The 25,727-nt window shown below is 65.1% G+C and carries 25 protein-coding genes and 1 tRNA gene; 18 read left to right on the forward strand and 8 right to left on the reverse strand.

Annotated elements, in window-relative coordinates:
* The first annotated feature begins 154 nt into the window (after window positions 1–154).
* From K289_RS0115330 to K289_RS50450, 4 genes are read left to right on the forward strand one after another with little or no spacing between them, the layout of a single operon-like run.
* Window positions 155–730: a TetR/AcrR family transcriptional regulator gene (locus K289_RS0115330; RefSeq protein ID WP_245283924.1), complete on the forward strand. Its 576-nt coding sequence runs from the start codon at window positions 155–157 to the stop codon at window positions 728–730.
* Entirely contained in the window at window positions 727–1,731 is a 1,005-nt protein-coding gene (locus tag K289_RS0115335) for an MDR family oxidoreductase (RefSeq protein WP_027552337.1), read from the forward strand. The genes K289_RS0115330 and K289_RS0115335 overlap by 4 nt, the downstream gene beginning before the upstream one ends.
* A 16-nt stretch (window positions 1,732–1,747) precedes the next feature.
* A complete protein-coding gene (locus tag K289_RS0115340; protein WP_027552338.1) occupies window positions 1,748–2,317 on the forward strand; it encodes a peroxidase-related enzyme in 570 nt (189 codons plus the stop codon).
* Window positions 2,318–2,351: 34 nt separating this feature from the next.
* The gene (locus tag K289_RS50450) at window positions 2,352–2,507 is read left to right on the forward strand and encodes a hypothetical protein (protein WP_198024711.1); all 156 of its coding nucleotides are present in this window, start codon (window positions 2,352–2,354) and stop codon (window positions 2,505–2,507) included.
* Window positions 2,508–2,866: 359 nt separating this feature from the next.
* On the opposite strand, the gene K289_RS0115350 is transcribed toward K289_RS50450, so the two are convergent.
* A tRNA-Leu gene (locus K289_RS0115350) sits at window positions 2,867–2,951 on the reverse strand.
* A 159-nt stretch (window positions 2,952–3,110) separates the two neighbouring features.
* Between K289_RS0115350 and K289_RS0115355 the strand changes: the two genes are divergently transcribed.
* A complete protein-coding gene (locus tag K289_RS0115355; protein WP_027552339.1) occupies window positions 3,111–3,656 on the forward strand; it encodes a disulfide bond formation protein B in 546 nt (181 codons plus the stop codon).
* Between the two features lie 123 nt (window positions 3,657–3,779).
* On the opposite strand, the gene K289_RS0115360 is transcribed toward K289_RS0115355, so the two are convergent.
* Both K289_RS0115360 and K289_RS0115365 read right to left on the reverse strand, forming a co-directional pair.
* On the reverse strand, window positions 3,780–4,865 hold the full coding sequence (locus tag K289_RS0115360) for an AbrB family transcriptional regulator (protein ID WP_027552340.1): 1,086 nt from the start codon (window positions 4,863–4,865) through the stop codon (window positions 3,780–3,782).
* 102 nt (window positions 4,866–4,967) lie between these two features.
* On the reverse strand, window positions 4,968–5,237 hold the full coding sequence (locus K289_RS0115365; RefSeq protein ID WP_027552341.1) for a PsiF family protein: 270 nt from the start codon (window positions 5,235–5,237) through the stop codon (window positions 4,968–4,970).
* Between the two features lie 199 nt (window positions 5,238–5,436).
* On the opposite strand from K289_RS0115365, the gene K289_RS0115370 reads away from it, so the two are divergent.
* Window positions 5,437–5,928, forward strand: coding sequence for a hypothetical protein (locus K289_RS0115370; protein WP_027552342.1), 492 nt, complete (start codon window positions 5,437–5,439; stop codon window positions 5,926–5,928).
* 60 nt (window positions 5,929–5,988) lie between these two features.
* On the opposite strand, the gene K289_RS0115375 is transcribed toward K289_RS0115370, so the two are convergent.
* Window positions 5,989–6,537 (reverse strand): TetR/AcrR family transcriptional regulator, encoded by a 549-nt coding sequence (locus K289_RS0115375; RefSeq protein WP_027552343.1) that lies wholly within the window; start codon window positions 6,535–6,537, stop codon window positions 5,989–5,991.
* A gap of 112 nt (window positions 6,538–6,649) precedes the next feature.
* Here K289_RS0115375 and K289_RS0115380 point away from each other — a divergent pair, with 112 nt between their 5' ends.
* The 3 genes from K289_RS0115380 (at window position 6,650) to K289_RS0115390 (ending at window position 8,361) form a co-directional block, all read left to right on the forward strand.
* The gene (locus K289_RS0115380) at window positions 6,650–7,078 is read left to right on the forward strand and encodes a thioesterase family protein (RefSeq protein WP_027552344.1); all 429 of its coding nucleotides are present in this window, start codon (window positions 6,650–6,652) and stop codon (window positions 7,076–7,078) included.
* Window positions 7,079–7,081: 3 nt separating this feature from the next.
* Window positions 7,082–7,525: a PaaI family thioesterase gene (locus K289_RS0115385; RefSeq protein ID WP_027552345.1), complete on the forward strand. Its 444-nt coding sequence runs from the start codon at window positions 7,082–7,084 to the stop codon at window positions 7,523–7,525.
* A gap of 176 nt (window positions 7,526–7,701) precedes the next feature.
* Complete coding sequence (locus K289_RS0115390) at window positions 7,702–8,361, forward strand: DsbA family protein (protein WP_027552346.1); 660 nt, start codon at window positions 7,702–7,704, stop codon at window positions 8,359–8,361.
* Between the two features lie 93 nt (window positions 8,362–8,454).
* Here the strand turns inward: K289_RS0115390 and K289_RS0115395 are convergent, their stop codons facing one another.
* The 3 genes from K289_RS0115395 to K289_RS0115405 all read right to left on the reverse strand — a co-directional run bounded on the left by K289_RS0115395 (window position 8,455) and on the right by K289_RS0115405 (window position 10,821).
* A complete protein-coding gene (locus K289_RS0115395) occupies window positions 8,455–8,661 on the reverse strand; it encodes a hypothetical protein (protein ID WP_027552347.1) in 207 nt (68 codons plus the stop codon).
* A gap of 83 nt (window positions 8,662–8,744) precedes the next feature.
* A complete protein-coding gene (locus K289_RS0115400) occupies window positions 8,745–9,815 on the reverse strand; it encodes a phospholipase (RefSeq protein WP_027552348.1) in 1,071 nt (356 codons plus the stop codon).
* A 34-nt stretch (window positions 9,816–9,849) separates the two neighbouring features.
* The gene (locus tag K289_RS0115405) at window positions 9,850–10,821 is read right to left on the reverse strand and encodes a S1C family serine protease (RefSeq protein WP_027552349.1); all 972 of its coding nucleotides are present in this window, start codon (window positions 10,819–10,821) and stop codon (window positions 9,850–9,852) included.
* Between the two features lie 297 nt (window positions 10,822–11,118).
* Here K289_RS0115405 and K289_RS0115410 point away from each other — a divergent pair, with 297 nt between their 5' ends.
* The 7 genes from K289_RS0115410 to K289_RS0115440 all read left to right on the forward strand — a co-directional run bounded on the left by K289_RS0115410 (window position 11,119) and on the right by K289_RS0115440 (window position 19,732).
* The gene (locus tag K289_RS0115410) at window positions 11,119–12,537 is read left to right on the forward strand and encodes a M20 family metallopeptidase (protein WP_027552350.1); all 1,419 of its coding nucleotides are present in this window, start codon (window positions 11,119–11,121) and stop codon (window positions 12,535–12,537) included.
* Window positions 12,538–12,797: 260 nt separating this feature from the next.
* Window positions 12,798–14,588: a peptide ABC transporter substrate-binding protein gene (locus K289_RS0115415; protein ID WP_027552351.1), complete on the forward strand. Its 1,791-nt coding sequence runs from the start codon at window positions 12,798–12,800 to the stop codon at window positions 14,586–14,588.
* Window positions 14,589–14,617: 29 nt separating this feature from the next.
* Entirely contained in the window at window positions 14,618–15,577 is a 960-nt protein-coding gene (locus tag K289_RS0115420; protein WP_027552352.1) for an ABC transporter permease, read from the forward strand.
* Window positions 15,543–16,472 (forward strand): ABC transporter permease, encoded by a 930-nt coding sequence (locus K289_RS0115425; protein WP_027552353.1) that lies wholly within the window; start codon window positions 15,543–15,545, stop codon window positions 16,470–16,472. Before K289_RS0115420 ends, K289_RS0115425 begins: the two co-directional genes overlap by 35 nt.
* Complete coding sequence (locus K289_RS0115430) at window positions 16,472–17,452, forward strand: ABC transporter ATP-binding protein (protein WP_027552354.1); 981 nt, start codon at window positions 16,472–16,474, stop codon at window positions 17,450–17,452. The genes K289_RS0115425 and K289_RS0115430 overlap by 1 nt, the downstream gene beginning before the upstream one ends.
* Window positions 17,449–18,417, forward strand: coding sequence for an ABC transporter ATP-binding protein (locus K289_RS0115435; RefSeq protein WP_027552355.1), 969 nt, complete (start codon window positions 17,449–17,451; stop codon window positions 18,415–18,417). Before K289_RS0115430 ends, K289_RS0115435 begins: the two co-directional genes overlap by 4 nt.
* A gap of 64 nt (window positions 18,418–18,481) precedes the next feature.
* Window positions 18,482–19,732, forward strand: a complete 1,251-nt coding sequence (locus K289_RS0115440; protein ID WP_027552356.1) for an MFS transporter — start codon at window positions 18,482–18,484, stop codon at window positions 19,730–19,732.
* A 45-nt stretch (window positions 19,733–19,777) separates the two neighbouring features.
* Here the strand turns inward: K289_RS0115440 and K289_RS0115445 are convergent, their stop codons facing one another.
* Complete coding sequence (locus K289_RS0115445) at window positions 19,778–20,959, reverse strand: AraC family transcriptional regulator (RefSeq protein ID WP_245283925.1); 1,182 nt, start codon at window positions 20,957–20,959, stop codon at window positions 19,778–19,780.
* A gap of 147 nt (window positions 20,960–21,106) precedes the next feature.
* Between K289_RS0115445 and K289_RS47715 the strand changes: the two genes are divergently transcribed.
* Window positions 21,107–25,033: an autotransporter domain-containing protein gene (locus K289_RS47715; RefSeq protein WP_051310587.1), complete on the forward strand. Its 3,927-nt coding sequence runs from the start codon at window positions 21,107–21,109 to the stop codon at window positions 25,031–25,033.
* 474 nt (window positions 25,034–25,507) lie between these two features.
* Window positions 25,508–25,699, forward strand: a complete 192-nt coding sequence (locus tag K289_RS0115455) for a hypothetical protein (protein WP_027552359.1) — start codon at window positions 25,508–25,510, stop codon at window positions 25,697–25,699.
* Window positions 25,700–25,727: the final 28 nt, after the last annotated feature.

Below are 25,727 nucleotides of genomic sequence, written 5' to 3' on the forward strand. Positions count from 1 at the left end.
GACGGCGTCGCAGTTGCCTGGTACGGCGACACGACAGGTTGATTTTACAAGACAGTCGGTCTAATAAATAGACATGACAGCGAGCTCCCCGTCAGCCGAACCTCGTCCCCGTGGCCGTCCGCCCAAGGACCAAACCGGGCCAGACGCGCCGCGCGTGCGGCTGCTGCGCACTGGCGTCGCGATCCTGACGGAGAAGGGCTTCAGTGCCGTCGGGATCGAAGAGATACTGGAATCTGCGGAGGTCCCAAAGGGGTCGTTCTACCACTACTTCGGCAGCAAGGACGTCTTCGGTCTCGAACTGATCGACGCCTATGCCGACTACTTCGCACGCAAGCTGGACCGATGGTTCGACAACACGAACCGTGCTCCGCTCGACCGTCTCCGCGATTTCATCGCGGATGCCCGATCTGGGATGGCGCGCTACCGCTACCGGCGCGGCTGCCTCGTCGGCAATCTCGGACAGGAGATGGGTGTCCTGCCAGAGCCGTTCCGAAAACGCCTCGCCGCCGTCTTCCGGGACTGGGAAGCGCGGACGTCCCGTTGCCTGCGCTCGGCGCAAGAGGCGGGCGAGATTCCCAGAAGCATCGATTGCGAACGCCTCGCGCAGTTTTTTTGGACGGGCTGGGAGGGCGCTGTGCTGCGCGCCAAGCTCGAACGGCGCCCCGACGCGCTAGACGTGTTCGCCGAAGGCTTTTTCGCGATGATCCGGGCAAGAAGTAAGGGAAGATGACGGTGGGCAAGAATTTCAGAGCCATCCTGATCGAGTATGATGGTAGCCGGCAGTCGGTCGGACTGGCCGAGCTTTCCCGGGACCGGTTGCCCGAGGGAGATGTGACCGTACGGATTGCCTGCTCGACCTTGAACTACAAGGACGCGCTGGCGATCACGGGGAAGAGCCCGGTTGTTCGTGACTTTCCTATGATCCCCGGCATCGATTTCGCCGGGGCGGTCGAAGAATCCTCGAACGCCGACTTCAAGCCAGGCGATCGAGTTGTGCTGAACGGATGGGGCGTGGGCGAGCGGCACTGGGGCGGGTTGGCCGAAGTCGCGCGCGTGAAGGGCGATTGGCTGATCCCTCTAGAGCGCACCTTTTCCGCGACTCAGGCGATGAGCATCGGGACCGCCGGTTACACCGCGGCGCTCTGCGTGATGGCGCTCGAGCGTCAGGGCGTTTCGCCCGGAAGCGGCGAGGTGGTCGTGACCGGCGCAGCCGGCGGGGTTGGCAGTGTCGCGACAGCGCTACTCGCCAAGCTCGGTTATGAGGTGGTTGCCGTTACGGGCCGTCCAGAGGAGGTGGACTATCTCATGAAGCTCGGCGCGAAGCGCATCCTGCCGCGATCGCAGTTCAGCGAGCCAGGGAAGCCGCTCGCGAAGGAACAATGGGCTGGGGCGGTCGACGTGGCTGGCGGGCAGGTGCTCGCCAATGTCTGCGCATCGATGAAGTATCGCGGCGTGGTCGCGGCGTGCGGCCTCGCCGGAGGCTTGAGCTTTCCGGCAACCGTCGCCCCGTTTATCTTGCGAGGCGTCACGCTTGTCGGCATCGACAGCGTCATGTGTCCTCGCGAGGAACGCCGAGAGGCGTGGCGGCGGCTTGCCCGCGACCTCGATCCGTCCCTCCTCGAATCAATGACCGAGCGCGTGCCGCTCGAAGCCTGCATCACCGTTGCGGACCGGCTCATGGCGGGCGCGGTGCGCGGCCGCGTGATCGTACCAATCTCTAACGAACATTAATCTGGGATCCAAAGTCATGACCCAAGCCGTCAGCCGCTTCCCCGTTCCCGATCTCGCCGACATGCCCGACGACATCCGCAGCCGCATCCTGGCCGTTCAGGAGAGGTCGGGCTTCATTCCCAACGTCTTTCTCGTGCTCGCGCACCGGCCGGACGAGTTCCGTGCCTTCTTCGCCTATCATGACGCGCTGATGGAAAAGCCCGGCAACCTGACCAAGGCCGAGCGCGAGATGATCGTGGTTGCGACCAGCAACCTCAACCAGTGTCAGTATTGCGTCGTCGCGCATGGCGCGATCCTGCGGATTCGTGCTAAGGACCCGCTCATCGCCGATCAGGTCGCGGTCAACTATCGCAAGGCGGACATCACAGATCGCCAGAAGGCGATGCTGGATTTCGCGGTTCGGGTCTCGACGGAAGCTCAAACGGTCTCCGAGAGCGATTTTGCTACGCTGAAGTCGCATGGCTTCACCGAGGAGGACATCTGGGACATCGCTGCGATTTCGGCCTTCTTCGGCCTGTCGAACCGGCTTGCCAACGTCACCAGCATGCGTCCGAATGCCGAATTCTACGCTATGGGCCGTAGCTGAGAGGAGGCGCGCGATGGAGCTTTCATCGGAGCAATTGGCGCTGAAGGAAAGAGCCGCGGCGCTCTCCAACGGGTTGCTGCGCAAGCGCGGCGCCGAAATCGATCAATCACGCGAGTATCCCTTGGATGTCGTCGAAGCGCTGAAGGTCGAGCGTTTCATGGGAATGAATTCGATTCCGCGCGGCATCTGATTTCGGGACAAGAAGACCTGATAACGAATATGGATTGCGCCGGATACGCCGACGAAACTGTTTCTTCGTTCACCGGCCGCTCGGGAAGTTAGTCGATGTGTTCGGGTTGGCGCTCGCGCCATCGTTCTTGCGGGCCATTTGTGCAATTCCCTCGTTCGGGAATGACGAAATTCGCCGTGAACGTTTGTTCGCCCGATACCAACAAAAATACCAACAAAACGGGCGGGTGCATGGGGTACACGGGATCCGGTGTCCTGCCGTGAGTTTTCACAAGTGTCTTCAATACGCCACGAAAATTTTCCCAGGAAAATCCGGAATCGAAAGAATTTAAATCGTTGTTTTTGCTAGTGTTCTCAGCTTGGTGCCCCTGGCCGGAATCGAACCAGCACTCCTTGCGGAACTCGATTTTGAGTCGAGCGCGTCTACCAGTTCCGCCACAGGGGCCCTCGGTCGGCCCCTCCTGGGTGAGGGCGTCGCGAAGCCGGCGGACTATAGCCATGGGAAAGACGGGGTCAACCCGCGCCAAAGTGATCCCGGCCGTTCTCGACAGCGACATGGGCCGGGGTTAGAGGCTTGGGCAGCGATCTACCCGGAGAGGCTGCCGTGACAACCCAGAGTGCTGCCGCAATGCCTGCGTTCAAGTCGGCCACGGGCGGTCCCGCGCTGACCGCCTCGCTTCTCGTCACCTTGATCGCGGCGGCGACGATCGCGGGCGCCTGGTTCTTCCAGCTCGTGCTGGAGATCGTGCCCTGTCCGCTCTGCCTTGAGCAGCGCTATGCCTATTATCTGGCGATCCCGGTTGGTGTGCTCACCGTGCTCGCGGCACGAAGCGGCGCGCCGCGGCCGCTGCTGCTCGCAGGGCTCGCGATCCTCGCGCTGGCGACGCTCGCCAATGCCGGGCTCGGCGGCTACCACGCCGGCGTCGAATGGGGGTTTTGGAAGGGGCCGACCGATTGCTCCGGTCCCGTCGTCAACCTCGGCAGCGCCACCGACCTGCTGTCGCGGCTCGACACCGTGAAGGTGGTCCGCTGCGACGAGGTGCAGTGGCGCTTCCTCGGCCTCTCGCTCGCCGGTTACAATGTGCTGATCTCGCTGCTGATGGCTGGGATCGCGGCGTGGGGATTCTTCGCGACGGCGAAGCGCGCCTAGCTGCCGTAGGGTGGGCTTGGGCGCGCTCTTCGCGCGCCGTGCCCACCATTGATGAGCGATCGCGCGTGCGGCTGGTGGGCACGCTTCGCTTTGCCCACCCCACCAGGCAGGGAGTGGCGCCACCTAATCGTCCACGTCGTCCTGCGTACGACCGAACAGGTGCACGATGCCGGGGGTCGCGATCGTCACGAACACGAAGCGCGACAGATGATGGGCGCCGACGAAGATCGGGTCGATGTGCAGCGTCAGGGCCAGCGCCAGCATCGCGTCCATCGCGCCCGGTGCGAAGGCGACGACGACGTCGGAGAATTTCACCTGCGTGGCGAGCGCCACGATGCCGACGAAGATGCCGGAGACGGCGATCGCGACCGCGAATGAGCCCAGCGCCGCACGGAGGTGGCCAGCGAGCGTCTTGACTTTCATCCGCGCAAAACGGCTGCCGATCAGCGCGCCGATGCCGACCAGCGCCACACCGCGCACCCAGTCCGGCAGGCCGCCCTCGACCCATCCCGCGCCATGCAGCACGCTGGAGGCGATCATCGCGCCGAACATCCAGCTCGCCGGAAACTTGATCAGCCGCAACAGCAGCGACAGCGCCAGCGAGGCGGCGACCAGCTTCAGGAGATCGAACGGCGAGGCGGTCGTCGTCGTCAGCGACGGCGCGGCGGAGGGCGCAACGCCCGCGAGTGCCAGCACCAGCGGCAGCGCCGCGGTCAGGATGATGACGCGCATGGTCTGCACCACCGCGATGCCCGGCAGGTCGGCGCCGCGCTCGACCGCAAGGATCGTGATCTGCGACAGTGCCCCGGGACTGCCGGCAAGGAACGCCGAGGTGCGGTCCCAGCCGTGGACACGCTGGAGGTAATAGCTCGAGCCAAAGGTCGCGCAGAACGTCGCCAAAGCGAGCAGCCCGATGGTCAGGGGATAGGCGCTGACCTGCTGGATCAGGTGGCGCGAGACGACGGAGCCCAAGGAAATGCCGAGCAGCACCAGCACGGTCTGGGTCAGGAGCGGAGGCACCGCGAGCTGGCGTCCGGCGATCGCCGCGATCCCGACTGCGATCATCGATCCCGAGATCAGCCCGCCGGGAAGGCCCGCGACCAGAAACAGAAGCCCGCCAGCGGCGCCGATGACGAGCGTCTCCACCGCGCTCAAGACCTTGGCGCGGCTCGGCCATTCGAACGGCAGGGAGGCGGTGATTTGCTTCACGCCACCTTATGGCAAATCGGCGGGAGGCGCACAATTGCGGCCATGTCATGCCGCAATGCGCGCGCCTCTCGCCGTAACGCGATCAGAAAGATTGTGACGGATTTACTTCTTGTCGGCGGGGGCGGCGGTGCCGGCCTTCGCTTCCTTCATGCACTCGCGGCGGAATTTCTTGCGCTCCTTGCCCTTGAGGCCCTTGGCATCCGCCTGCTTCGAGCAATCGAGCGACTCGGCCGAGCGCTCCTTCGGCGCCTTCTTGTCCGTGGTGGCAGCGGGATCGGTCTTGGCGGCCGGCGCGGCGGTCTGAGCGAAGGCGGTGCCGGTTGCGAACAGGGAGACGAGGGCGACTGCGGCGAGGCGCGAGGCGAGGTTCATGGCGTTGCACTCTTGGTTGCAAGTTGGCGAGGGTGTGAACGTCGGCTCGCGATGCTGAACGCGACATGAATAATTCGCAGCGCGCGACCACTAAATTTTGGCCGGGAGCAGCATCGCTTCCTTGTCGGAATCCGTCGGCACGCTAGGATAGCAATCCTCATTTCGCTTCCCCAGGGAAGGCCAAGGAGGGAGACCAAGGATGACGATTCAAGCAAAATTGTTGTGTGCCGCCGCGGTGGCGGGATTCGCCGCGCTGGTGGCGACCGCGCCGGCGCAGGCACTGACCACGCAAGAGTGCAGTGCGAAATATCAGGCCGCCAAGAAGGACGGCACGCTCGGTGGCATGAAGTGGAATGACTTCCGCAAGGCCCAGTGCGGCGCGGACGCAACGCCCGCCGCGGCGCCGACTGCGGCTGCTCCGGCCGCTCCCGCCGAGCCGAAGGCCGCTGCGAAGAAGGAAGCAGCCCCCGCTGCCGCGCCGGCGCCGACCATGCCGATGGGCAATGCGGTCTTCCCGAACGCGGTCGATCCGAAATATGCCAAGGAGACCGCCGGCAAGGCCCGCCTGCACACCTGCGTCGACCAGTACAATGCCAACAAGGCGACCAACGCCAATGGCGGCATGAAGTGGATCGAGAAGGGCGGCGGCTACTACTCGGAATGCAACAAGAAGCTGAAGGGCGCCGCCTGAGCTTCGATGTGATGCGATGGCCGGAGCAAAGCTCCGGCCATTTCGCCAAAATCAAATCATCTAGTCCAGCAGCTTCTCGGCCGACTTCGCCACGAGCTGCGAGCGCTTGCGCGGGCCGCGCTCGACGAACAACAGGCTCTGGCCGAAGATGAAGCAGTAGAACAGGAAGGCCTGCGCGTCGGCCTCCTCAGTCGCAAGCCCGGTGGCGCGATAGAGCTCGCCGACGTGCTTCAGCCGCGCCTCATCCACGCTCGCCACTGCCGCGCTTGCGGCTTCGTCCGTGCGGGCCCATTGCCGGATCGCGAGCTCGATCGCCATGCCTTCGGGGTTCAGCCGCTCGGAATAGAGCTGGATCAGCGCCTTCAGCCGTTCGCGCGGCTCTTGCCCGTCGAGGCTCGTCTGCTGCGCAATAGCTGCCGCGCGCCCCTCGCGCCAGCGTTCCAGCATGGTGTCGAGCAGCGCGGCGCGGTCGGCGAAGCGGCGGTAGAAGCCTCCTTTGGTGACGCCCAGATTCTTGGCGAGCACCTCGACCCGCACCCCCTCGACCCCCGAGCGGGCGAGCTCGGTAAATCCTGCCTCGACCCAGACATCGCCTCTGCCGTCGCTCATGAAGGAAGCCTCACCGGTTCTTGATACGGTGCCGTATTGCTAACGCGCTCGACCCCTGATACGCTACCGTATCAAGATCAAAAAGACAGGCAGCGGAAGGACAGGAAGTCCGATGGAACAGGAGGCAACCTATCGCGGCACGGTCTATCCGTGGCAGTGCGATCACGTCGGCCACATGAACATCATGTGGTATGTCGGCAAATTCGACGAGGCCAACTGGAATCTGTTCGCGCGGCTCGGGCTGACGCCGAGTTATTTGCGCAGCTCCGGCCGCGGAATGGCCGCGGTGCAGCAGAATATCACCTATCAGCGCGAGCTGCTCGCCGGCGATATCATCGAGATCCGCAGCCGCCTGCTCGAGATCCGCGAAAAATCGATCCGCTTCCGGCACGAGATGACGAATGCCGAGACCGGAGAGATCGCGGCGATCTGCGAGATCACGGGTGTGCATATGGACCGTGAGCTGCGCAAGTCTGCGCCGTTTGCGGGCGACATCCGCCAAATCGCCATGACGCATCTCGTCGAGCCGGCCGAGGCCTAGACGATGGCCGCGTTCGAGCCGAAGAACCCGAACTACCACGCCGCCGCCACCGCGCTGTTCGCCGGACAGCCGGCGATGCGCACGCTCGGCATCTCGATTGTCCGTCTCGCGCCGGGCGAGGTCGAGCTGGCGATGCCGCATACGTCAGCCTTCACGCAGCAGAACGGTTTCATTCACGCCGGCATCATCACCGCAGGGCTGGACAATGCCTGCGGGGTTGCCGCCTTCACCCTGATGCAGCGCGAGGCCGACATCCTCACCGTCGAGTTCAAGACCTCGCTGCTCGCGCCCGCCCGCGGCGAGCGCTTCGTCTTCAAGGCCGAGGTCGTCAAGCCGGGCCGCACGCTGACCTTCTGCGAGGCCAAGGCCTTCGCCGAGCATAGCGGCAAGACCACCTTGATCGCGGCGATGACCGGCACGCTGATGGCGATGCTGCCCCGCGGGTAGTCTTCGCAGGCGCCGCGCGGCGATTGAGCCTGAACGCCCTGGTCACCTCGTTTCTGCTGCCGCTGGCGGTCACGCTGCTGGTGCGATGACAATGCCGCTGCAACATTCTATATGACGCGTAACAATTCCCGGTCCTGAACCGTATCAGCGGCGATGGGACCGAAACGGGACGAGATATGACTGGATTCAGGGATAAGGGCCTTGGGCCGACGCGGCGCACCGCATTGACGTTGATCGGAGCCGGAGCCCTCGTGGCGGGTGGCATCGCCTCGGCACGCGCGGCCGTCGACGATGACGAGGTGCTGACCGAGGCCAAGGTGCTGCGCGATCCCGACACTCCCGTCGCCGGCAATCCCAATGGTGACATCACCATCGTTGAATGGTCCGATTATAATTGTCCCTATTGCCGCAAGCTCGAGCCCGAGCTGCGCCAGGTCATCCAGGACGACGGCAAGGTGAGGCTGGTGCTGAAGGACTGGCCGATCCTCGGTCCGGTCTCGGTCACGGCGGCGCGGATCGCACTCGCGGCGAAATTCCAGGACAAGTATCACCAGGCCCATGACGCGATGATGGGAGTCAGCTCGCGCCTGACCGAGCCGCGCATCAACGAGCTCCTGGCCGGCGTCGGCGTCGACATGGATCGCCTGAAGCGCGACCTCACTGAGCGCGCAAAGGACATCGACGCCGTCCTCAAGCGCAACAACGACCAGGCCGAGGCCTTCGGCTTCCGCGGCACGCCGTCCTTCATCGTCGGAAAATACCGCGTGCCCGGCGTGCTGACGATGGCGGAGTTCGAGCAGGTCATCGCCGATGCGCGCAAGGCCAAGATGAACTGATACGATGAACTGATTTGCGCGCCGCTCTGATCGTGCCCAACACAAAGGCGCCGCCGCGAACCGCGACGGCGCCTTGCTCATGTTCGGGCGATGTTACTTCGACGAGATCCGGACCCAGTCCTTGTGCGCGCGATCGCGCAGCGCGTCCCAATCGGCCTTCGCGACATCCCAGTTTACGATGGTGCGATTGGCGGTCGCGACGTCACCATTGGCGACCGAGGACGTCTGCATGGAGTCATAGACATAGACGCCGCCAGCCAGCAGGAGCGCGCCCAAAATCATTCCGAGAATAGTCTGCATTGTCGAACCTCCGGTGACCGGACGATAACTCCGGCCTGGAGTGATGGTTCCGCGGCACTGCGGCGCGGTCAAGGACGGGTTGTTCATCCTCCATTCAGCCACTGCACCAGCTCCGCATTGATCTCGCGCGGATAGGCGTGGCTGAGATCGTCGATCTCGCGATAGGTGACGTCGGCCCCGGCGGCCGAGAGCGCAGCCTGTGTCTGCCGCGCTGTCTGCACGGGAAACATCCAGTCGAGCTTGCCGTGGGTGACGAAGATCGGCAGGCCCTGCATGCGCGCGGCGTCCGCCATCTCTGCCATCAACGGATGGAAGGTCGCTGAGACCGGCGCGAGATGCGTGAAGGGTGAGGCGCCGTCGAGCCCGCTGACGTAGCAGAAGGTGCCGCCGTCGCTCATGCCTGTCAGCAGCAGGCGTGCGGCATCGATCGTCCAGCGGCTGCGCACTTCCTCGAGGACGCGCGTCAGATTCGGTGTGTCGGTATCCTCGCCCACCAGCGCCCAGGTCGGTCCGGTCGCGGTCGGCGCCACCAGGATCGCACCAAAGCTGCGCGCATCGCGCAGCCAGCTCCACAGGAAGCCGCGACCGTTGCCGCTGCCGCCATGCAGCGCCATCACCAGCGGCATGGCGCGATCGGGCGTGTAGTATTCCGGCACATAGACCGAGAAGCCGCCGCGGCTGCCGGGCTCGTTGTGATCGTGGAAGACGCCGGTGTGCTCGCTCGTGCCTGTGGCAAGCCGCATCAGCAGGCCTTCATCCTCGCGTGTCGTCACGCTAAGAAAGAAGCTGCTCACCGGCGGAAATTTCGCCGCGAGCGGATAGAGCGCCTCCTGCGCACGAGGCACGTGGCGCAGCGCGCGGAAGACAGCGACCAGGTCGCCATTGCCGCGCTCGACCTCGCGCAGGCCGGCGAACGCGGCGAGCGTCTCGTCGCAGGCGCGCTCCACCAGGCTGCGGATGTCAGCGAATTGCTCCGGCCATTCTCCGAGCCCCGCGCGCGCCGCCTGCAGCGTCTCGTCCGGCGCACCGATCGCGTTCATCACTGAACCGAATGCCGGCGGATGCAAATGGCGGCCGACGAAGCTCAGCGCTTCCAACGCATTGAGCAGCGGCGGCAGCACGGCGACGATGTCGTCCACCACGGCCTCGGTCATTACCACGTCCTTGCCTGAGGTCAGTTCAGCCTGCTCAATGCAGCTTCGGCGCCTTCAAGAGCTTGAAGCGGTCGGTCGACGTCACCGTGACGTCGAAGGTGACGCCTTCGTGATGCACCGTCAATGGCACGTCGACGCCGGCGGCGCCGAGTGCCCACATCTTGCGATAGAAGGCGGTCTGGCTCGTCACCTTGTCGCCGTCGACCGCGAGGATGACGTCGCCGGTCTTGAGCTCGGCCCGGGCAGCCGGGCCGTTGGCGGAGATCCCGATCACGACCACGCGGTTGTCGATCTCGGTCGAGTAGAGCCCGAGCCAGGGCCGTGCCGGCTTGTTGACGCGGCCGAATTTGCGCAAATCGTCCAGGACCGGCTTCAACAGGTCGATCGGCACGACCATGTTGACGTGTTCGGCCTTGCCGTCGCGTTCGCGCTCGAGCTGCAGCGAGCCGATCCCGATCAGTTCGCCGCGCTCGTTGAGAAGGCCCGTGCCGCCCCAGTTCGGGTGGGCGGGATAGGTAAAGACGGCTTCATCGAGCAGATATTCCCAGTAGCCGGCGAATTCCTGCTTGGCCACGATCTGGCTCGCGACCGATCGCGTGCGTCCGCCGGCGCCGCCGACCACGACGCGGTCGCCGATCCGGCTCGCCGCCGACGAGCCGAGCGGCAACGGTTCGATGTCGAGCTGGCCGAGCGCCTGCACCAGGCCGAAGCCCGTGACGGAATCGAAGCCGAGCGCATGTCCTTCCACGACACGCCCGTCGGCGAGATGCAGCCAGACCGATTCCGCCTCGGTGATGAGATAGCCGATGGTGAGCACCAGCCCGTCGTCGATCACGACGCCGTTGCCGGCCCGCTCGGTGCCCAGCGTCTCGGCGCTGAAGGCGTCCGGCGGGATGATGGCATGCAGGCCGACGATGGAGGCGAGCGCACGGTCGAGATCGAAGCCGTAGTCGCTCGCCCGCGGCTGGTTGGCCGGCGGCACGCGCCATTCGGTCAGAGCGGGCATGGAGTTCTCCTGATCTGCGAACGCGGCCCCTTCGCCGCGAACGAGCGGCGCGCGAAGCATTTCCCAATTTAAGCCCCGGGCGGCCGTCTTGAAAGACTTGACCGCCACTATTCCAGATGCCGCCGCGTGAATTCTTCGAAAGGGCAGGAACTGGCCGCACGCAAGTCTGACAGACATGTCATCATATCGGCATATCGGCACCGTCCGCATGGCTGATGTCCGGCCAGCCGCTGGTCGTTGGCGAACGAAGCTGCTAACCATTACCGCTTCGTTTTGACCTGGATCACGGACCGAAGCATGGATAACCGCAGTGACATCTGGCGTGGCGTCGACACTATCAAGGGGCGCTTCATCGACCTCAGCAACAAGGTCTGGGGCATGCCCGAGGTGTGCTACACCGAGGCGCGGTCCGCCGCCGAGCATCTCGCCGAGCTGCGCCATCAGGGCTTTCGTATTACCGAGAACGTCGCCGGCATCCCGACTGCGCTGATGGGCGAATGGGGCGAGGGCGGTCCGGTCATCGCCTTCATGGGCGAATATGACGCGCTGCCGGGCCTCAGCCAGGAGGCAGGTGTCGCCGAGCATCGTCCGATCGAATCCGGCGGCCATGGCCATGGCTGTGGTCACAATCTGCTCGGCTCGGCCGCGCTGCTCGCCGCAACCGCGGTGAAGGACTGGCTCGCCGAGAACAAGGTGCCTGGCCGTGTGCGCTATTACGGCTGCCCGGCGGAAGAGGGCGGCGCGGCCAAGGCCTTCATGGTGCGCTCCGGCGCCTTCGCGGACGCCGACATCGCCATCACCTGGCACCCGCACAGCTTCTGGGAAGTGGCGGTGACGCCGTCGCTCGCCAACACGCGCGCCGACTTCATCTTCACCGGCCGCACCTCGCATGCGGCGGCCTCGCCGCATCTCGGCCGTTCCGCGCTCGACGCGGTCGAGCTGATGAATGTCGGCGTGAACTACATGCGCGAGCACATGCCGAGCGATGCGCGCGTTCATTACGCGCTGCTCGATACCGGCGGCATCGCGCCCAACGTGGTGCAGGCGCACGCGCGGGTGCGCTATTCGATCCGCGCCCGCGATCTGCCCGGCATGACCGAGCTGGTCGAGCGCGTCAGCAAGATCGCGCAGGGTGCGGCGCTGATGACCGAGACCAAGGTCGAGATGAAGATCATCTCTGCGGTCTCGAACATCCTGCCCAACGCGCCGCTTGAGCAGGCGCTGCACCGGGTCATGGAAGAGCTCGGACCGCCGCATTTCGACGACGCGGACAAGAGCTTCGCCACGGAGATCCGCGCGACGCTGAGCGACAAGGACATCTCGTCGGTCTATTACGCGATCGGCATGGAGCCGACCGATCGGCCGCTCGCCGACTTCCTGGTGCCGCTCGATGCCAAGCGCAATCCGCTGGTCGGCTCGACCGATGTCGGCGACGTCAGCTGGGTGGTGCCGACGGTGCAGGTGCACGCACCGACGGTTGCAATCGGCACGCCGTTCCACACCTGGCAGGTGGTGGCGCAAGGCAAGAGCGGGCACGCCCACAAAGCCATGGTGCAGGCGGCCAAGGCCATGGCCGGGCTCGGTGTCAAGGCGCTCACGGAACCGGAGCTGATCAAGGCCGCCAAGGCGGACCTGACGAAGCGGACCGCCAAGACACCTTACGTCTGTCCGCTGCCGGATCATGTCGCGCCGCCGCTCGATATGTCCGTGGTGTAGAATTTCGTCTCGTTACTTCGTCTGATGCGGCGAACAAATTTTCCGCAGTGCAGCGCGGAATCCGGCGTGCTTTGACGCCGGATTGCCGCACGGTTGGGCGAACGAAACGCGTTTTGCCCAACGGAAAGTCAGAAGACCGTTTGCACACACACGGTCCCAGTTGACGCGCGGCCTATTCGGTGTGCCATCTACTGCCAGCCAAAATTGGCGGCCGCATCGCGGCCGCCTGCATCCGTAACGGAACCAGACGGGGGACAACCATGCTGGATAAAGAACTGCGTTCGATGATCGACAAGGTGGCGGGCGGCAAGATGGATCGCCGCGCCTTCATCCAGCGTATGGCCGCGGTCGGCCTCACCGCACCCCTGGCCAACCAGATCCTCGCGCTTGGCGGCGTCGCCATGGCGGAAGGTCCTCAAGTCTACAAGCCGACCAAGCGCGGCGGCGGCGGTGCGCTGAAGCTGCTGTGGTGGCAGGGCCCGACCCTGCTCAATCCGCATTTCGCGACCGGCACCAAGGACCAGGACGGCTCGCGCCTGTTCTACGAACCGCTCGCCTGTTGGGATCCGGACGGCAACATGAAGCTGGTGCTGGCGGCCGAAATTCCCTCGATCCAGAACGGCGGCTTGGCCGCCGACGGCAAGTCGGTGACCTGGAAGCTCAAGCCCGGCGTGAAGTGGCACGACGGCAAGCCGTTCACCGCCGACGACGTCGTGTTCAACTGGGAATACGCCAAGGATCCGGCGACCTCCGCGCTGACGATCGCGACGCACCGCGACATCACGGTCGAGAAGGTGGATGACCTTACGGTCCGCATCCTCTTCAACAAGCCGACGCCGTTCTGGGCCGACGCCTTTGTCGGGGCTCCCAACACCATCATCCCGAAGCATCTGTTCGCGGACTACAAAGGATCCAAATCGCGGGAGGCGCCGACCAACCTCTCGCCGGTCGGCACCGGCCCCTACAAGTTCGTCGAGTTCAAGCCGGGCGATCTCGTCCGCGGCCAGCTCAATCCCGATTACCACATGCCGAACCGGCCTTATTTCGACACGATCGAGATGAAGGGCGGCGGCGACGCCGTCTCGGCCGCGCGCGCCGTGATCCAGACCGGCGAATATGATTTCGGCTGGAACATCCAGGTCGAGGACGACGTCCTCTTGCGCCTAGAGAAGGGCGGCAAGGGCAAGACCATCTATGCCGTCGGCGGTGACACCGAGTTCATCGCGCTCAACTTCACCGATCCCAACACCGAGGTCGACGGCGAGCGCTCTTCGATGAAGACCAAGCATCCGTTGTTCTCCGATCCTGCGGTGCGCAAGGCGCTGTCGCTGCTGATCGACCGCGAGTCGGTGAAGAAGGCGATCTACGGCCGTGCCGGCCGCACCACCGCCAACTTCCTCAACGGCCCGGAAAAATTCGTCTCCAAGAACACCTCTTGGGAGTTCAGCGTCGAGAAGGCCTCGAAGATCCTGGACGACGCCGGCTGGAAGCCGGGCGCGGACGGCATCCGCGAGAAGGACGGCAAGAAGCTGAAGCTCGTCTACCAGACCTCGATCAACGGCCCGCGTCAGAAGACCCAGGCGATCGTCAAGCAGGCTTGTCAGAAGGCCGGCATCGACGTCGAGCTGAAGTCGGTGGTGGCGTCCGTGTTCTTCTCCTCCGACGTCGCCAACCCCGACACCTATGCGCATTTCTACGCCGATCTCGAGATGTTCCAGATACCGCTGAGCCAGCCGGATCCGTCGCAGCATATGCGCCGCTATCTGTCGACCAACGTCGCCACGAAGGAGAACAAGTGGCAGGGCACGAACTTCCCGCGCTGGGTCAACAAGGACTACGACGCGGCGATCGAAGCCGCCGAGAGCGAAATGGATCCGGTCAAGCGCGCAGCGCTCTACATCAAGGCCAACGATCTCATGTACCAGGACACGGTGTTCATCCCGGTGCAGCATCGGCTCAAGGTGGAAGCGGCGGCCAACAATCTGCGTCCGATCATCAGCGGCTGGGCCAACGAAACCGACAATCTGCACGATTGGTACCGGGAAGAATGATCACGCACGCCTGAGCGGGTCCTTCTCTCATGAGTCAGTATGTCCTGCGTCGCATCCTGATCGCGATTCCGAGCCTGCTCGGAATCTCGCTCGTGCTGTTCGTCGTGCTCGCGCTCGCCCCGGGCGATCCCTTCTCGGAACTGGCGACCAATCCGAACGTGCCGCCCGAAGTCGCTCTCGCGCTTCGGGCGAAGTTCGGCCTGGATGATCCGATCTACCTGCGTTACCTGCACTGGCTCTCCGCCATGGCGCATGGCGATTGGGGCTTCTCTTTCGTCAGCAGGATGAACGTCGACACGCTCATCCTGCAGCGCCTGCCGGCGACTCTCTACGTGATCGGCTCGGCGCAGATCCTGGCGCTGCTTGTGGCCATACCAGTTGGCGTCTATGCGGCGACGAAACCCTATTCGCTGTTCGACCAGATCGCCAACACGCTCGCCTTCGTCGGCTTCTCGCTGCCGACCTTCTTCACCGGCATCCTTTTCATCCTGATCTTCTCGGTCACGCTGGACTGGCTGCCCTTCGTCTACTCCACCGACATCAAGGGGACCGGCATCCGCTGGGTGCTCGAGATGATCCGGCAGGCGATCATGCCGGTGATGGTGCTCGGCCTGTTCCAGGCTGCATCACTGACGCGCTTCGTTCGCTCGGCGATGCTGGACGTGATCAGGCTGGATTACGTTACCACGGCGCGCGCTAAGGGCCTCGGCCAGGCCAAGGTCATCGTCAAGCACGTGATGCGCAACGCCATGATCCCGGTCGTCACGCTGATCGCGCTGCAGATGCCGGCGGTGTTCGGCGGTGCCATCGTCACCGAGCAGATCTTCCGTATTCCCGGCATCGGCTCGCTCCTGATCTCTTCCATTCTCGCCAACGACACGCCGGTGGTGATGGCCGTCACCTTCGTCTTCGCGTGCCTCGTCGTGCTGTTCAATCTCATCGCGGACGTCCTGTATGGCTGGCTTGACCCTCGCATCTCCCTCCGCTGAGCGGACCACCGCGCGGGCGGCCTATTCGCCCTGGCGCGAGACGTGGCGGCGCTATCGTCGCCACCGGCTCGCCGTGGTCAGCACCTTCCTGCTTCTGATCCTGATCCTTGCGGTCGTGGTCGGTCCCTTCGTCTGGCGCGTCAAGATCAATGACATCGACATTGTGGCCGGCCTGCAGGGGCCCTCGCTCGCCCATCCCTTCGGCACCGACGATCTTGGCCAGGACATCCTGGCGCGCATGATCTATGGCGGCCGCATCTCGCTCGCGGTCGGTCTCGCCGCGATGCTTGTCTCGGTGTTCGTCGGCACGCTGATCGGCGCGCTGGCCGGCATGTCGCGCGGTGCGCTCGGGCATGGGCTGATGTGGCTTACCGACCTCTTCCTGTCGCTGCCGCAACTGCCGCTGCTGCTCCTTCTCATCTATCTCTTCCGCGACGGGCTGAAGGTGATGTTCGGCCCCGAGGGCGGCATCTTCATCCTGATCGTGCTCGTGATAGGTGGCTTGCGCTGGATGCCGGTCGCGCGCCTCGTGCGCGCGCAGTTCCTGTCGATCCGCGAGAAGGAGTTCGTCGAGGCGGCGCGCGCGCTCGGCGCGAGCCCGGTGCGACAGGTGGTGCGTCACATCCTGCCCAATGCCGTCGGCCCCGTCATCATCGCCGGCACCATCGACGTCGCCGCCGCGATCATCGCGGAATCGACGCTGTCCTTCCTCGGTCTCGGCTTCCCGCCGGATACGCCGACGTGGGGACGGCTGTTGTTCGACGCCAAGGACTTCCTCGACATCGGTCCACACTGGGCACTGTTCCCGGGCGGCGCGATCTTCATTGCGGTCGTCGCGATCAACTTCATCGGCGACGGCTTGCGTGACGCGCTCGATGCGCGACGGGTGATCTGATGGCGCCGCTGCTCGAGATCAAAGGGCTCAAGACCCACTTCTCCACCGACGACGGCATCCTGCAAGCCGTCGACGGCGTCGACATCTCCATCAACAGGGGCGAGACGCTCTGCGTGGTCGGCGAATCCGGCTGCGGCAAGACCGTCACCGCAATGTCGATCCTGAAGCTGATCGCGATGCCGCCGGGCCGTATCGCAGCCGGCGAGATCATCTTCGAGGGCCGCGATCTGGTGCCGCTGACGAGCAGCCAGCTCGACGAGATCCGCGCCAAGGAGATCGGCTTCATCTTCCAGGAGCCGATGACCTCGCTCAATCCGGTGCTGACCATCGGCGAGCAGATCGCCGAGAGCCTGCGCCGCCACGAGGCGGTGACCAGGAAGCAGGCGCTCGAGCGCACCATCGACATGCTGAAGCTGGTGCAGATCCCGAACGCGGAAGGCCGTGTGCATCACTATCCGCACCAGTTCTCCGGCGGCATGCGCCAGCGCGTGATGATCGCGATGGCGCTCGCCTGCAAGCCGAAGCTGGTCATCGCCGACGAGCCGACCACCGCGCTCGACGTCACGATCCAGGCGCAGATCCTCGATCTCCTGCAGGACATGAAGGACCGCTTCGGCATGGCGGTGATGCTGATCACCCATGCCATGGGCGTCGTTGCCGAGACCGCGCAGCGCGTCGTCGTGATGTATGCCGGCAAGGTCGTGGAGGAAGCGCCGGTCGACGATCTCTTCAGCGATCCGCGCCATCCCTACACGCAAGGCCTGATCCGTTCGATCCCGCGTATCGATCTCGACAGCGAGCACAAGACGCGGCTGGAGGCGATCGGCGGCTCGGTCCCGATCCTGATCAATCCGCCGGTCGGCTGCCGCTTTGCCCCACGTTGCCGCTTTGCCATGGACATCTGCACCAGGAAGGAGCCGCTGCTCCGCGAGATCGCGCCCGGTCACCGCATGGCCTGTCATCTGGGAGACGCGTCATGAGCGAGCCCTTGCTGCGCGTCAGCGGTCTGAAGAAACATTTCCCCGTGCTCGGCGGCCTGTTGTCGCGTCAGGTCGGCAGCGTCTACGCGGTTGACGGCGTGTCGTTCTCGGTCAATCGCGGCGAGACGCTCGGGCTCGTTGGCGAATCAGGCTGCGGCAAGTCCACCACGGGGCGCTGCGTGCTGCGCCTGATCGAGCCGACCGAAGGCGAGGTCGTGTTCGACGGCCAGGACGTGCGCAAGCTCGGCGGCAACGATCTGCGCGCGATGCGGCGGAACATGCAGCTCGTGTTCCAGGACCCGTTCGCCTCGCTCAATCCGCGCATGACGGTCGGCGCCATCCTCGGCGAAGCCTTCACCATCCATAATCTCGCGTCCTCCGCCAGGGAGCGCGAAGAGCGCGTCGCGGGCCTGCTGGTGAAGGTCGGCCTCAAGGCCGAGCACATGCGCCGCTATCCGCACGAATTCTCCGGCGGCCAGCGCCAGCGCATCGTGATCGCGCGTGCGCTTGCGGTCGAGCCAAAACTGATCGTCTGCGACGAACCGGTCTCCGCGCTCGACGTCTCGATCCAGGCGCAGGTTATCAACCTGCTGGAGGACCTCCAGGCCGAGCTGAACCTCACCTATCTCTTCGTCGCGCACGACCTCTCGGTGGTTGAGCACATCTCCGACCGCGTCGCGGTGATGTATCTCGGCCGCATCGTCGAGATCGCGAAGGCGAGCGACCTCTACCGCAATCCGCAGCATCCCTATACCAAGGCGCTGCTTTCCGCCGTGCCAGTGCCGGACCCGAAATTCAAGCGCAACCGCATTCGCCTCAAAGGCGACGTGCCGAGCCCGATGAAGCCGCCGAAGGGCTGCCACTTCCACACCCGCTGCCCGATCGCCCAGCCGCGCTGCTCGGAGAGTGCGCCGGAGTTGAAGGAGGGCGCAGGCGGTCACGCCGTGGCGTGTCATCTGGTCTGAGGCGCGTTGCGCATGTGAGATGGGGGCTTGATCCCGAAGGGATCGGTCAGGGACGGGGGAAGCAATGAGCCAGATAGAGGGCGTCGATCTCGTCGGCGCCGACGCGCGGCCGTCGAGGGATGCTGATACGGAAGCACGCCGGGCGCTGTGGGGGTCGGCGCTGGGCTATGCCATGGATGGGTTCGATCTGCTCATCCTCGGCTTCATGCTGACGGCGATCTCCAGGGATCTTCATCTCACACAGCCGCAGGCGGCTTCGCTGGTGACGGGGACACTGGTCGGCGCGGTCGTCGGCGGCTTCATCTTCGGCATGTTGTCGGATCGGCTTGGCCGGGTCCGCGTTTTGACCTGGAGCATCGTCCTGTTCGCGGTCTTCACCGGCCTCTGCGCGCTGGCGCAGGGCTATTGGGACCTGCTGACTTACCGGGCCATCGCCGGCATCGGTCTCGGCGGCGAGTTCGGCATCGGCATGGCACTGGTGGCGGAGGCCTGGCCCGCGGAAAAGCGCGCACGGGCGACCTCCTATGTCGGGCTCGGATGGCAGTTCGGCGTGCTCACCGCGGCGCTGGTGACGCCGATCCTGCTGCCCCTCATCGGCTGGCGCGGGATGTTCGCGATCGGCGTGTTTCCGGCCCTGCTTGCCTATGTGATCCGGAGCAGACTGCATGAGCCTGACGTCTTCATGGCGCACAAGGCGAAAACGGCGGATGCCGGCTCCTCGCTCCGCGCCCTCGTGGCCAACAGGGAGACGACCAGGATCAGCATCGGCATGATCATCCTCTGCTCGGTGCAGAATTTTGGTTACTACGGCATCATGATCTGGCTGCCGAACTACCTGTCGACGCGGTTCGGCTATGGCCTCACGCAATCGGCCCTCTGGACCGCCGTCACCATCGCCGGCATGGCGCTCGGCATCTTCCTGTTCGGCCACGCGGCCGACCGCTTCGGTCGCCGCCCCGCGTTTCTCACTTACATGGCGGGCGCGGCCATCATGGTCGTGGTCTATTCGCAGCTGACCGGCGCGACGGCGCTGTTGATCGGCGGCGCCGTGATGGGCTTCTTCGTCAACGGCATGCTGGGCGGCTATGGCGCGCTGATGAGCGAGCTCTATCCGACGGCGGCGCGCGCCACCGCGCAAAACGTGTTCTTCAATATTGGCCGTGCAGTCGCCGGCTTCGGGCCGCTGGTTGTTGGCATCGTCAGCGCCGCCTACGGCTTCCCGACCGCAATCGCCGGTCTCGCACTACTCTACATCCTCGATATCGTGGCACTGCTCGCGCTGATCCCGGAGCGGCGTGGCGTCGACCTCGCCTGAGCGGGGCGCTCGTGCACCGTCCGCTGAACGCAGTGCTCCCTGCGACTATGATTCGCGCCGCCGCGCCAGTTGATGCAACACAGTGTCGATGGCGGGTACCGCTCCGGTCTCGCGAAGCCATGTGTCGGCCAGCTCTCTGAGCTCCCCCGGCGTCAGGCCGAATTTGCGGCGAAATGCACGGATGAAGGTGGAGTCGCTGCTGAAGCGCATGTTGACGGCCATGTCGATCAGGCGCGTCTCCTGTGCGGCCGGCGATATCAGCTGCCGGAAGGCAAGATTGAGCCGCTGCTCTCTCACGTAATGCGCAAGCCCGCCATCGGTCTCGAACAACCGGTAGAGCGTCGCGCGCGAGATCTGGAAGTGACGGCAGAGCTCGTCAACTTTGAGCGCGTCGGTCTCGAGATTGTCCGCGATCCGACGCTTGATCATCGCGAGGTAGAGATGCCGCTCGGCGCGCTCGACACCCGCCGCAATGTCGGCCGTACCGCCGGCGGCTGCCGCGGCGATGTCGGCGATCGCCTCGATTGTGACCTCGGCGCTGCCGGCCTCAGGCGCGGGAGGCCGCATGAGTGCCGCGAAATGGTTGGCGAGCAGGCGCGCATGGGGGTGCTGCGCCGGCAGCAATATCGCCGTCGCCGCGTCTGGATGCGCGAGGCGGGGCGCTAGCATCGCGCGTTGCAGAATGATCGCCCTGAGATGGGTGCGACCGCCGCCGCCACGAAGCACCGTGCGGTTCGGTGGCCCCATGTCGAGCAGACAGATGTCGCCGGCCCGTACCGTCACGTCCCGACGCCCGGAACTGAACCACATCTCGCCTTCGATGCAGAGAGTGACGTGAAAGTGATCGAGGCCGCCGCGGGCGATGTGCGCGGGTGTCCGGTCGTATTCGAGGTCGGTGACGCGTGAATCGACCAGCAAGGCATTGCCGATCATCATCGTCGCGGTGGTGATGTGGAAATCATCCTCCGCGGTGAGCGGGATGACATCGCAGATATCGGCTGTCATCGCGCGCATTTGCGCCAGCGCCGCTGCTCCGCGCTCGCCGTCATCCGCCGGCATGCTCTCGTTCGCGAGTGCCCCGTCCACACCATCCCCCGATAACACCGGCCGCACGGACGAAGGCCATACAGAGCACCGACATCGACGCGCGTATCTAGCGATTCGGACGATGCCGGGCAACTGCGTGGAAGTGGCAACGCGTGCGTTCAAGTTGTGATGCAATTGCATCAGTGGCTCCATGAATCTGCGGCTGAGACTCCGGGCACATCGTCCGGACAGGTGCGCCGCTATGGTCCGCTTCCGCGCTCGATGCCGAGCGTAGGACGCGGCAGACCGCGAAGCCGGTGCGTGTGCCCGGCGCGGAGTGGGTTTGGAATGCTGATGGGAATGAAGTCGAGCTGCCGGACGCGCGTTCATGCCGTCTGGCTTGCTGCAATCGGACTTGCAACTGCCAATGTGACGTGCGCGGACGTGGCGTTTGCCCAATGTGCAGGCAATACCTGCACCGTCACGATTGCAAGCGATCCCGGGACCGCTTCGAGCGGCACGACCGGCGCGGCGGGCACGCTGAGCTACGCGCTTGCCTATGCCAACGCCCAGTCGTCGCCCGTCACCATCAACATCCAGACCAACGTGACGCTGTCGGGGCCACTGTCGCCGATCTTCAATTCGCTGACGATCAACGGCAATGGCCACACGATCGATGGTGGCGGCACCCAGCGGATATTCTTCGTCGGCGTCGATGCCGCGACCCAGGCCAGCGCCGCGGTCGCCGGCTCGATCGTCGCACAGACGCAGAACGTCAGTATCACCAATGTCACCTTGGCCAACGGTCTCGCCCAGGGCGGTGCCGGCGGCGCCGGCGCGGGCGGGGGAATGGGCGCGGGCGGGGCGCTGTTCGTCAATCAGTCCGCCAACGTGAGCTTATCCGGGGTGACCTTCACCAATAACCGTGCGATCGGCGGCGCCGGGACCGCATATTCGAGTTTGCAGGCTGGCGGTGGCGGCGGGCTCGGAGGCGCGGGCGGCGCCGCGACGACCTCCAGCACCGTCGCCGGCGGCGGTGGTGGTATTTTCGGCAGTGGAGGCCGCAACTTGGGCGGAGGCGGGGGCGTCTTCGGAAATGGCGGCACGAATGGAGCCGGCGGCGGCGGTTATTCCGGCAACGGCGGTAGTTTCGTCAGCAGTCCGGCCAATGGAGCGCCCGGCCTGCTCGGCGTCTCCGGGCTCACAGGTGGTGGCGGCGCTGGGGGTGTTTCCAGCGGTGTTGGAAACAATGGCGGTGCCAATGGCGGGGGTGGCGGGACCCAGATAGACACGGCTCAGGGTGGCGGGGGCGGATTCGGCGGCGGGAATGGCATTTATCCCGTCAGCACCGGCGCAGTCGCAGGCGGATCCGGCGGCTTTGGTGGTGGTGGCGGCAACGGCGGCAACCTGGGCAGTGGCGGCGGCGGCGGTTATGGCGGCGGCGGCGGTAGTGGTGATGCGAACGGAGGCAAAGGCGGCTTTGGTGGTGGCGGCGGCGGAACGTCGTCCGCTGCACTAGCGGCGAACGTCGGGGGCGCTGGAGGATTTGGCGGTGGCGGTGGCAGCGCAGGAGTGCCGTATTTCGGGGGGAGCGCCGCTGCCGTCGGGGGCGCGGGCGGCTTTGGCGGTGGTGGTGGAGCGGGTTACGATGTAAGCGGCACCGGTGGGTTTGGCGCCGGGAATGCGACCGCCGGCGCCGGCGGCGGCGGCGCAGCTATGGGTGGTGCGGTGTTCGTTGCCAAAGGCGGCACGCTCACCATCGTCGGTGACGGCTCGACGTCTGGCGGCAGTGCCACGGGCGGCACCGGCGGCAATGCCGGTTCGGCGTTCGGCTCCGGGATTTTCGTGCAGGGCTCGGCACTGGCTTTCGGCGCCGGCAATTTCACCATCTCTGATGTCATCGCCGATCAGAACGGCTCCGGTGGCAGCAGCGCCGCCGACGGTTTTGGCGGCACGGGCGGGCAGGGCTCGATCACCAAGAGCAATGGCGGCACGCTGACGCTGTCGGCCGCCAACACCTATAGCGGCGGCACCACCATCAACGAGGGCTCGACGCTGGTCGTCGGCAACGCCCAGGCGCTCGGCACGGGCACGTTGACGCTCAACGGCGGCACGACCGGCGTCACCGTGACCTTCAACGGCAGCTATACGATCGCCAACAACATCGCCGCCACCGGCGATCCCATCTACAACGTCCTCACCGGCAATACGGTCAACCTGACGGGCGTGCTCTCCGGCTCAGGCGACATCGTCGTCAACCAAGCGAGCGGCTATGCCGGAATGCTGATCCTGTCCGGCATGAACACCTATACCGGCCCGACCGTCGTGGACGCGGGCACCTTGCAAGCCGGCTCGACCAGCGCGTTCGGCAACAACTCCGCGGTCACGGTCGCAAGCGGTGCCGTGCTCGATCTCGCCGGCTTCGCCAGCGCGATCGGCTCGCTCGCCGGCGCCGGCATCGTCACCAACAGCGGCGGCGCGGTCACACTGACCGCCGGTGGCGACAACACCTCCACGGCCTTTTCCGGCGCGATCCAGGATGGCGCGGGATCAATTGCACTGACCAAGACCGGTAGCGGCCTGTTGCTGCTCTCGGGAAGCAACACCTATACGGGCGGGACTACCGTCAGCGGCGGCACGTTGCAGGTGGACGGATCGATCGCTTCATCCAGCCTGACGACTGTCCAGGCTGGCGCGGCGCTCAGTGGCAGCGGCACGGTCGGCTCGACCGTCATCGAGAACGGTGCTGTCCTCGCGCCCGGCAACGGCACCGCAGGGACATCGCTAGCAGTCAGCGGCAGCCTCGCGCTCCAGTCTGGCGCCGTCTATCTGGTCCAGGTCAGTCCCTCGGCGGCCTCGCTTGCCTCCGTCAGCGGCGCGGCGACACTCGGCGGTGCCACCGTGGACGCGGTGTTCACGAACGGAAGCTATATCTCGAAGCGCTACACCATCCTGACCGCAACTGCCGGGATCAACGGCTCGTTCGGCTCGCTGGTCACGACCGGCCTGCCGAGCAGCATCAAGAGCGCGGTGCTGAGCTACGACGCCAACGACGTCTATCTCGATGTCGGCCTGGGCTTCGCGATTCCGTCCGGGCTCAACGGCAATCAGCAGCGCGTCGCGGGCGCACTGACGAATTTCTTCAACGCCAATGGCGGGATCGCTGCGGTTTACGCCGCACTGACGCCGGCTGGCCTGACACAAGCCTCCGGCGAGTCGGGCACCGGCTCGCAGCAGACCACGTTCAACGCCATGAGCCAGTTCATGGGCCTGCTCACCGATCCCTTCGCGCAGCGAAGCGGAGATGCGGAGCCGGCCGGCGGCGCGAACGGCTTTGCGGACGAGGACAGCACCAGCGCCTACGCCGCTCGCAAGCGCACCGACGCCTTTGCCATGGTCACCAAAGCTCAGCCGCAGGCGTTCGCGCAGCGCTGGAGCGTGTGGGCCGCGGGCTTCGGCGGCGCGCAATCGACAGATGGCAATGCAGTGACCGGCTCGAACGACACGACGAGCCGCGTGTTTGGGACCGCCGTCGGGGCCGATTACCGGTTCTCGGCAGATACGCTAGTCGGCTTTGCGCTGGCCGGCGGCGGGACCAATTTCAGCGTGAACGGTCTCGGCTCCGGCCGCTCCGATCTGTTCCAGGCCGGCGCTTATCTGCGCCATAGCAATGGCCCGGCCTACATCTCTGCTGCACTCGCCTATGGCTGGCAGGACATCACCACCGATCGCACCGTGACCATCGCCGGCGCCGATCATCTGCGCGCCGAGTTCAACGCCAATGCATATTCCGGCCGCGTCGAAGGTGGCTATCGTTTCATTGCGCCGTGGATCGGCGGGATCGGCCTCACGCCCTATAGCGCGGCGCAGTTCACGACATTCGAGCTGCCGGCCTATGCCGAGCAGGCCGTCTCCGGTTCGGCTGCGTTCGCCTTGAGCTACGCCGCCAAGAGCGTGACGGACACGCGCAGCGAGCTCGGTCTGCGCACCGACAAGTCCTTCGCGATGCCGAATGGCGTGTTGACGCTGCGCGGGCGCTTCGCCTGGGCACATGATTTCAATCCGGATCGTGCGATCGCCGCGACCTTCCTGGCGCTGCCGGGCGCGAGCTTCGTCGTGAACGGTGCGGCGCAGGCCGCGGACTCCGCGCTCACCAGCGCGGCGGTCGAAATGAATTGGCTGAACGGCTGGTCGGCGGCGGCAACGTTCGAAGGCGAGTTCTCGAACGTCACACGCTCCTACTCAGGCAAGGGTGTCGTTCGCTATGCATGGTGAACCGTGACTTTTCCCAGCACTTCGGCCTGACCCAGGGCAGGTGAGGCGACTGGCCAATCGTGTCCCGCGTTGCCGGATCTCCTCTGGCTGGAGTCTTCGCGGGACGCGTAGCCATCCTCGAAATGCATCAATGCAGGTTGAGACTCTCGGCACAACGTCCCGCTCACCGGCATGGTAGACATCGGCGTGGCCCAGAGGTCCGAATGCGACACGGATCATGTGCGCCGCTCTACGATATCAATTGTGGAATTTTGCCGATGACACAGGCGTCGCTTCCAACGGCGGGGCTCGCTGCGGCTCAAGAAGATTCCGATCGTCGCCCGCGGCGGAAAAGCCTTTCGACATGGTTGCTCGAAGCCTTGCACTGCTCGCGGCGGCTACAGGCAAATCGCGTCCTTCGACAATATGCCCATCTCATCGCGAAACCCGATCAGCGTGCAATTTCCGATACGCCCAGCATCAAGGGACCTGACAATGTCGATCAGTGAGAAATCAGAGCGGAAGGGCTTCATTCAGGCTCCGGCACTGAGCGAGAATATGCTGTTGGCGATCATCGCGGTCGGCTTTTGCATTCTCCACATCCTGACCCTCGTGTTCCTGGTGCCTCCCTCGGCCGTCCGGACCGCAGCTCCATCGCTAGAACAGACGCTCGCCCTTTACGACTAGCTTGACGACCGTTCGATCAAGCTTGGGT

This window comes from Bradyrhizobium sp. Cp5.3 (assembly GCF_000426265.1).
Taxonomy (GTDB): Bacteria; Pseudomonadota; Alphaproteobacteria; order Rhizobiales; family Xanthobacteraceae; genus Bradyrhizobium; species Bradyrhizobium neotropicale.

Excerpts from the sequence above, each read along its gene's own strand:
- K289_RS0115335 (WP_027552337.1), top strand. The coding sequence starts at position 727 with ATGACGGTGGGCAAGAATTTCAGAGCCATCCTGATCGAGTATGATGGT.
- K289_RS0115340 (WP_027552338.1), top strand. The coding sequence starts at position 1,748 with ATGACCCAAGCCGTCAGCCGCTTCCCCGTTCCCGATCTCGCCGACATG.
- K289_RS0115365 (WP_027552341.1), bottom strand. The coding sequence starts at position 5,237 with ATGAACCTCGCCTCGCGCCTCGCCGCAGTCGCCCTCGTCTCCCTGTTC.
- K289_RS0115370 (WP_027552342.1), top strand. The coding sequence starts at position 5,437 with ATGACGATTCAAGCAAAATTGTTGTGTGCCGCCGCGGTGGCGGGATTC.
- K289_RS0115375 (WP_027552343.1), bottom strand. The coding sequence starts at position 6,537 with ATGAGCGACGGCAGAGGCGATGTCTGGGTCGAGGCAGGATTTACCGAG.
- K289_RS0115380 (WP_027552344.1), top strand. The coding sequence starts at position 6,650 with ATGGAACAGGAGGCAACCTATCGCGGCACGGTCTATCCGTGGCAGTGC.
- K289_RS0115385 (WP_027552345.1), top strand. The coding sequence starts at position 7,082 with ATGGCCGCGTTCGAGCCGAAGAACCCGAACTACCACGCCGCCGCCACC.
- K289_RS0115390 (WP_027552346.1), top strand. The coding sequence starts at position 7,702 with ATGACTGGATTCAGGGATAAGGGCCTTGGGCCGACGCGGCGCACCGCA.
- K289_RS0115395 (WP_027552347.1), bottom strand. The coding sequence starts at position 8,661 with ATGCAGACTATTCTCGGAATGATTTTGGGCGCGCTCCTGCTGGCTGGC.
- K289_RS0115400 (WP_027552348.1), bottom strand. The coding sequence starts at position 9,815 with ATGACCGAGGCCGTGGTGGACGACATCGTCGCCGTGCTGCCGCCGCTG.
- K289_RS0115405 (WP_027552349.1), bottom strand. The coding sequence starts at position 10,821 with ATGCCCGCTCTGACCGAATGGCGCGTGCCGCCGGCCAACCAGCCGCGG.
- K289_RS0115410 (WP_027552350.1), top strand. The coding sequence starts at position 11,119 with ATGGATAACCGCAGTGACATCTGGCGTGGCGTCGACACTATCAAGGGG.
- K289_RS0115415 (WP_027552351.1), top strand. The coding sequence starts at position 12,798 with ATGCTGGATAAAGAACTGCGTTCGATGATCGACAAGGTGGCGGGCGGC.
- K289_RS0115420 (WP_027552352.1), top strand. The coding sequence starts at position 14,618 with ATGAGTCAGTATGTCCTGCGTCGCATCCTGATCGCGATTCCGAGCCTG.
- K289_RS0115425 (WP_027552353.1), top strand. The coding sequence starts at position 15,543 with ATGGCTGGCTTGACCCTCGCATCTCCCTCCGCTGAGCGGACCACCGCG.
- K289_RS0115430 (WP_027552354.1), top strand. The coding sequence starts at position 16,472 with ATGGCGCCGCTGCTCGAGATCAAAGGGCTCAAGACCCACTTCTCCACC.
- K289_RS0115435 (WP_027552355.1), top strand. The coding sequence starts at position 17,449 with ATGAGCGAGCCCTTGCTGCGCGTCAGCGGTCTGAAGAAACATTTCCCC.
- K289_RS0115440 (WP_027552356.1), top strand. The coding sequence starts at position 18,482 with ATGAGCCAGATAGAGGGCGTCGATCTCGTCGGCGCCGACGCGCGGCCG.
- K289_RS0115445 (WP_245283925.1), bottom strand. The coding sequence starts at position 20,959 with ATGCAATTGCATCACAACTTGAACGCACGCGTTGCCACTTCCACGCAG.
- K289_RS47715 (WP_051310587.1), top strand. The coding sequence starts at position 21,107 with ATGCTGATGGGAATGAAGTCGAGCTGCCGGACGCGCGTTCATGCCGTC.
- K289_RS0115455 (WP_027552359.1), top strand. The coding sequence starts at position 25,508 with ATGTCGATCAGTGAGAAATCAGAGCGGAAGGGCTTCATTCAGGCTCCG.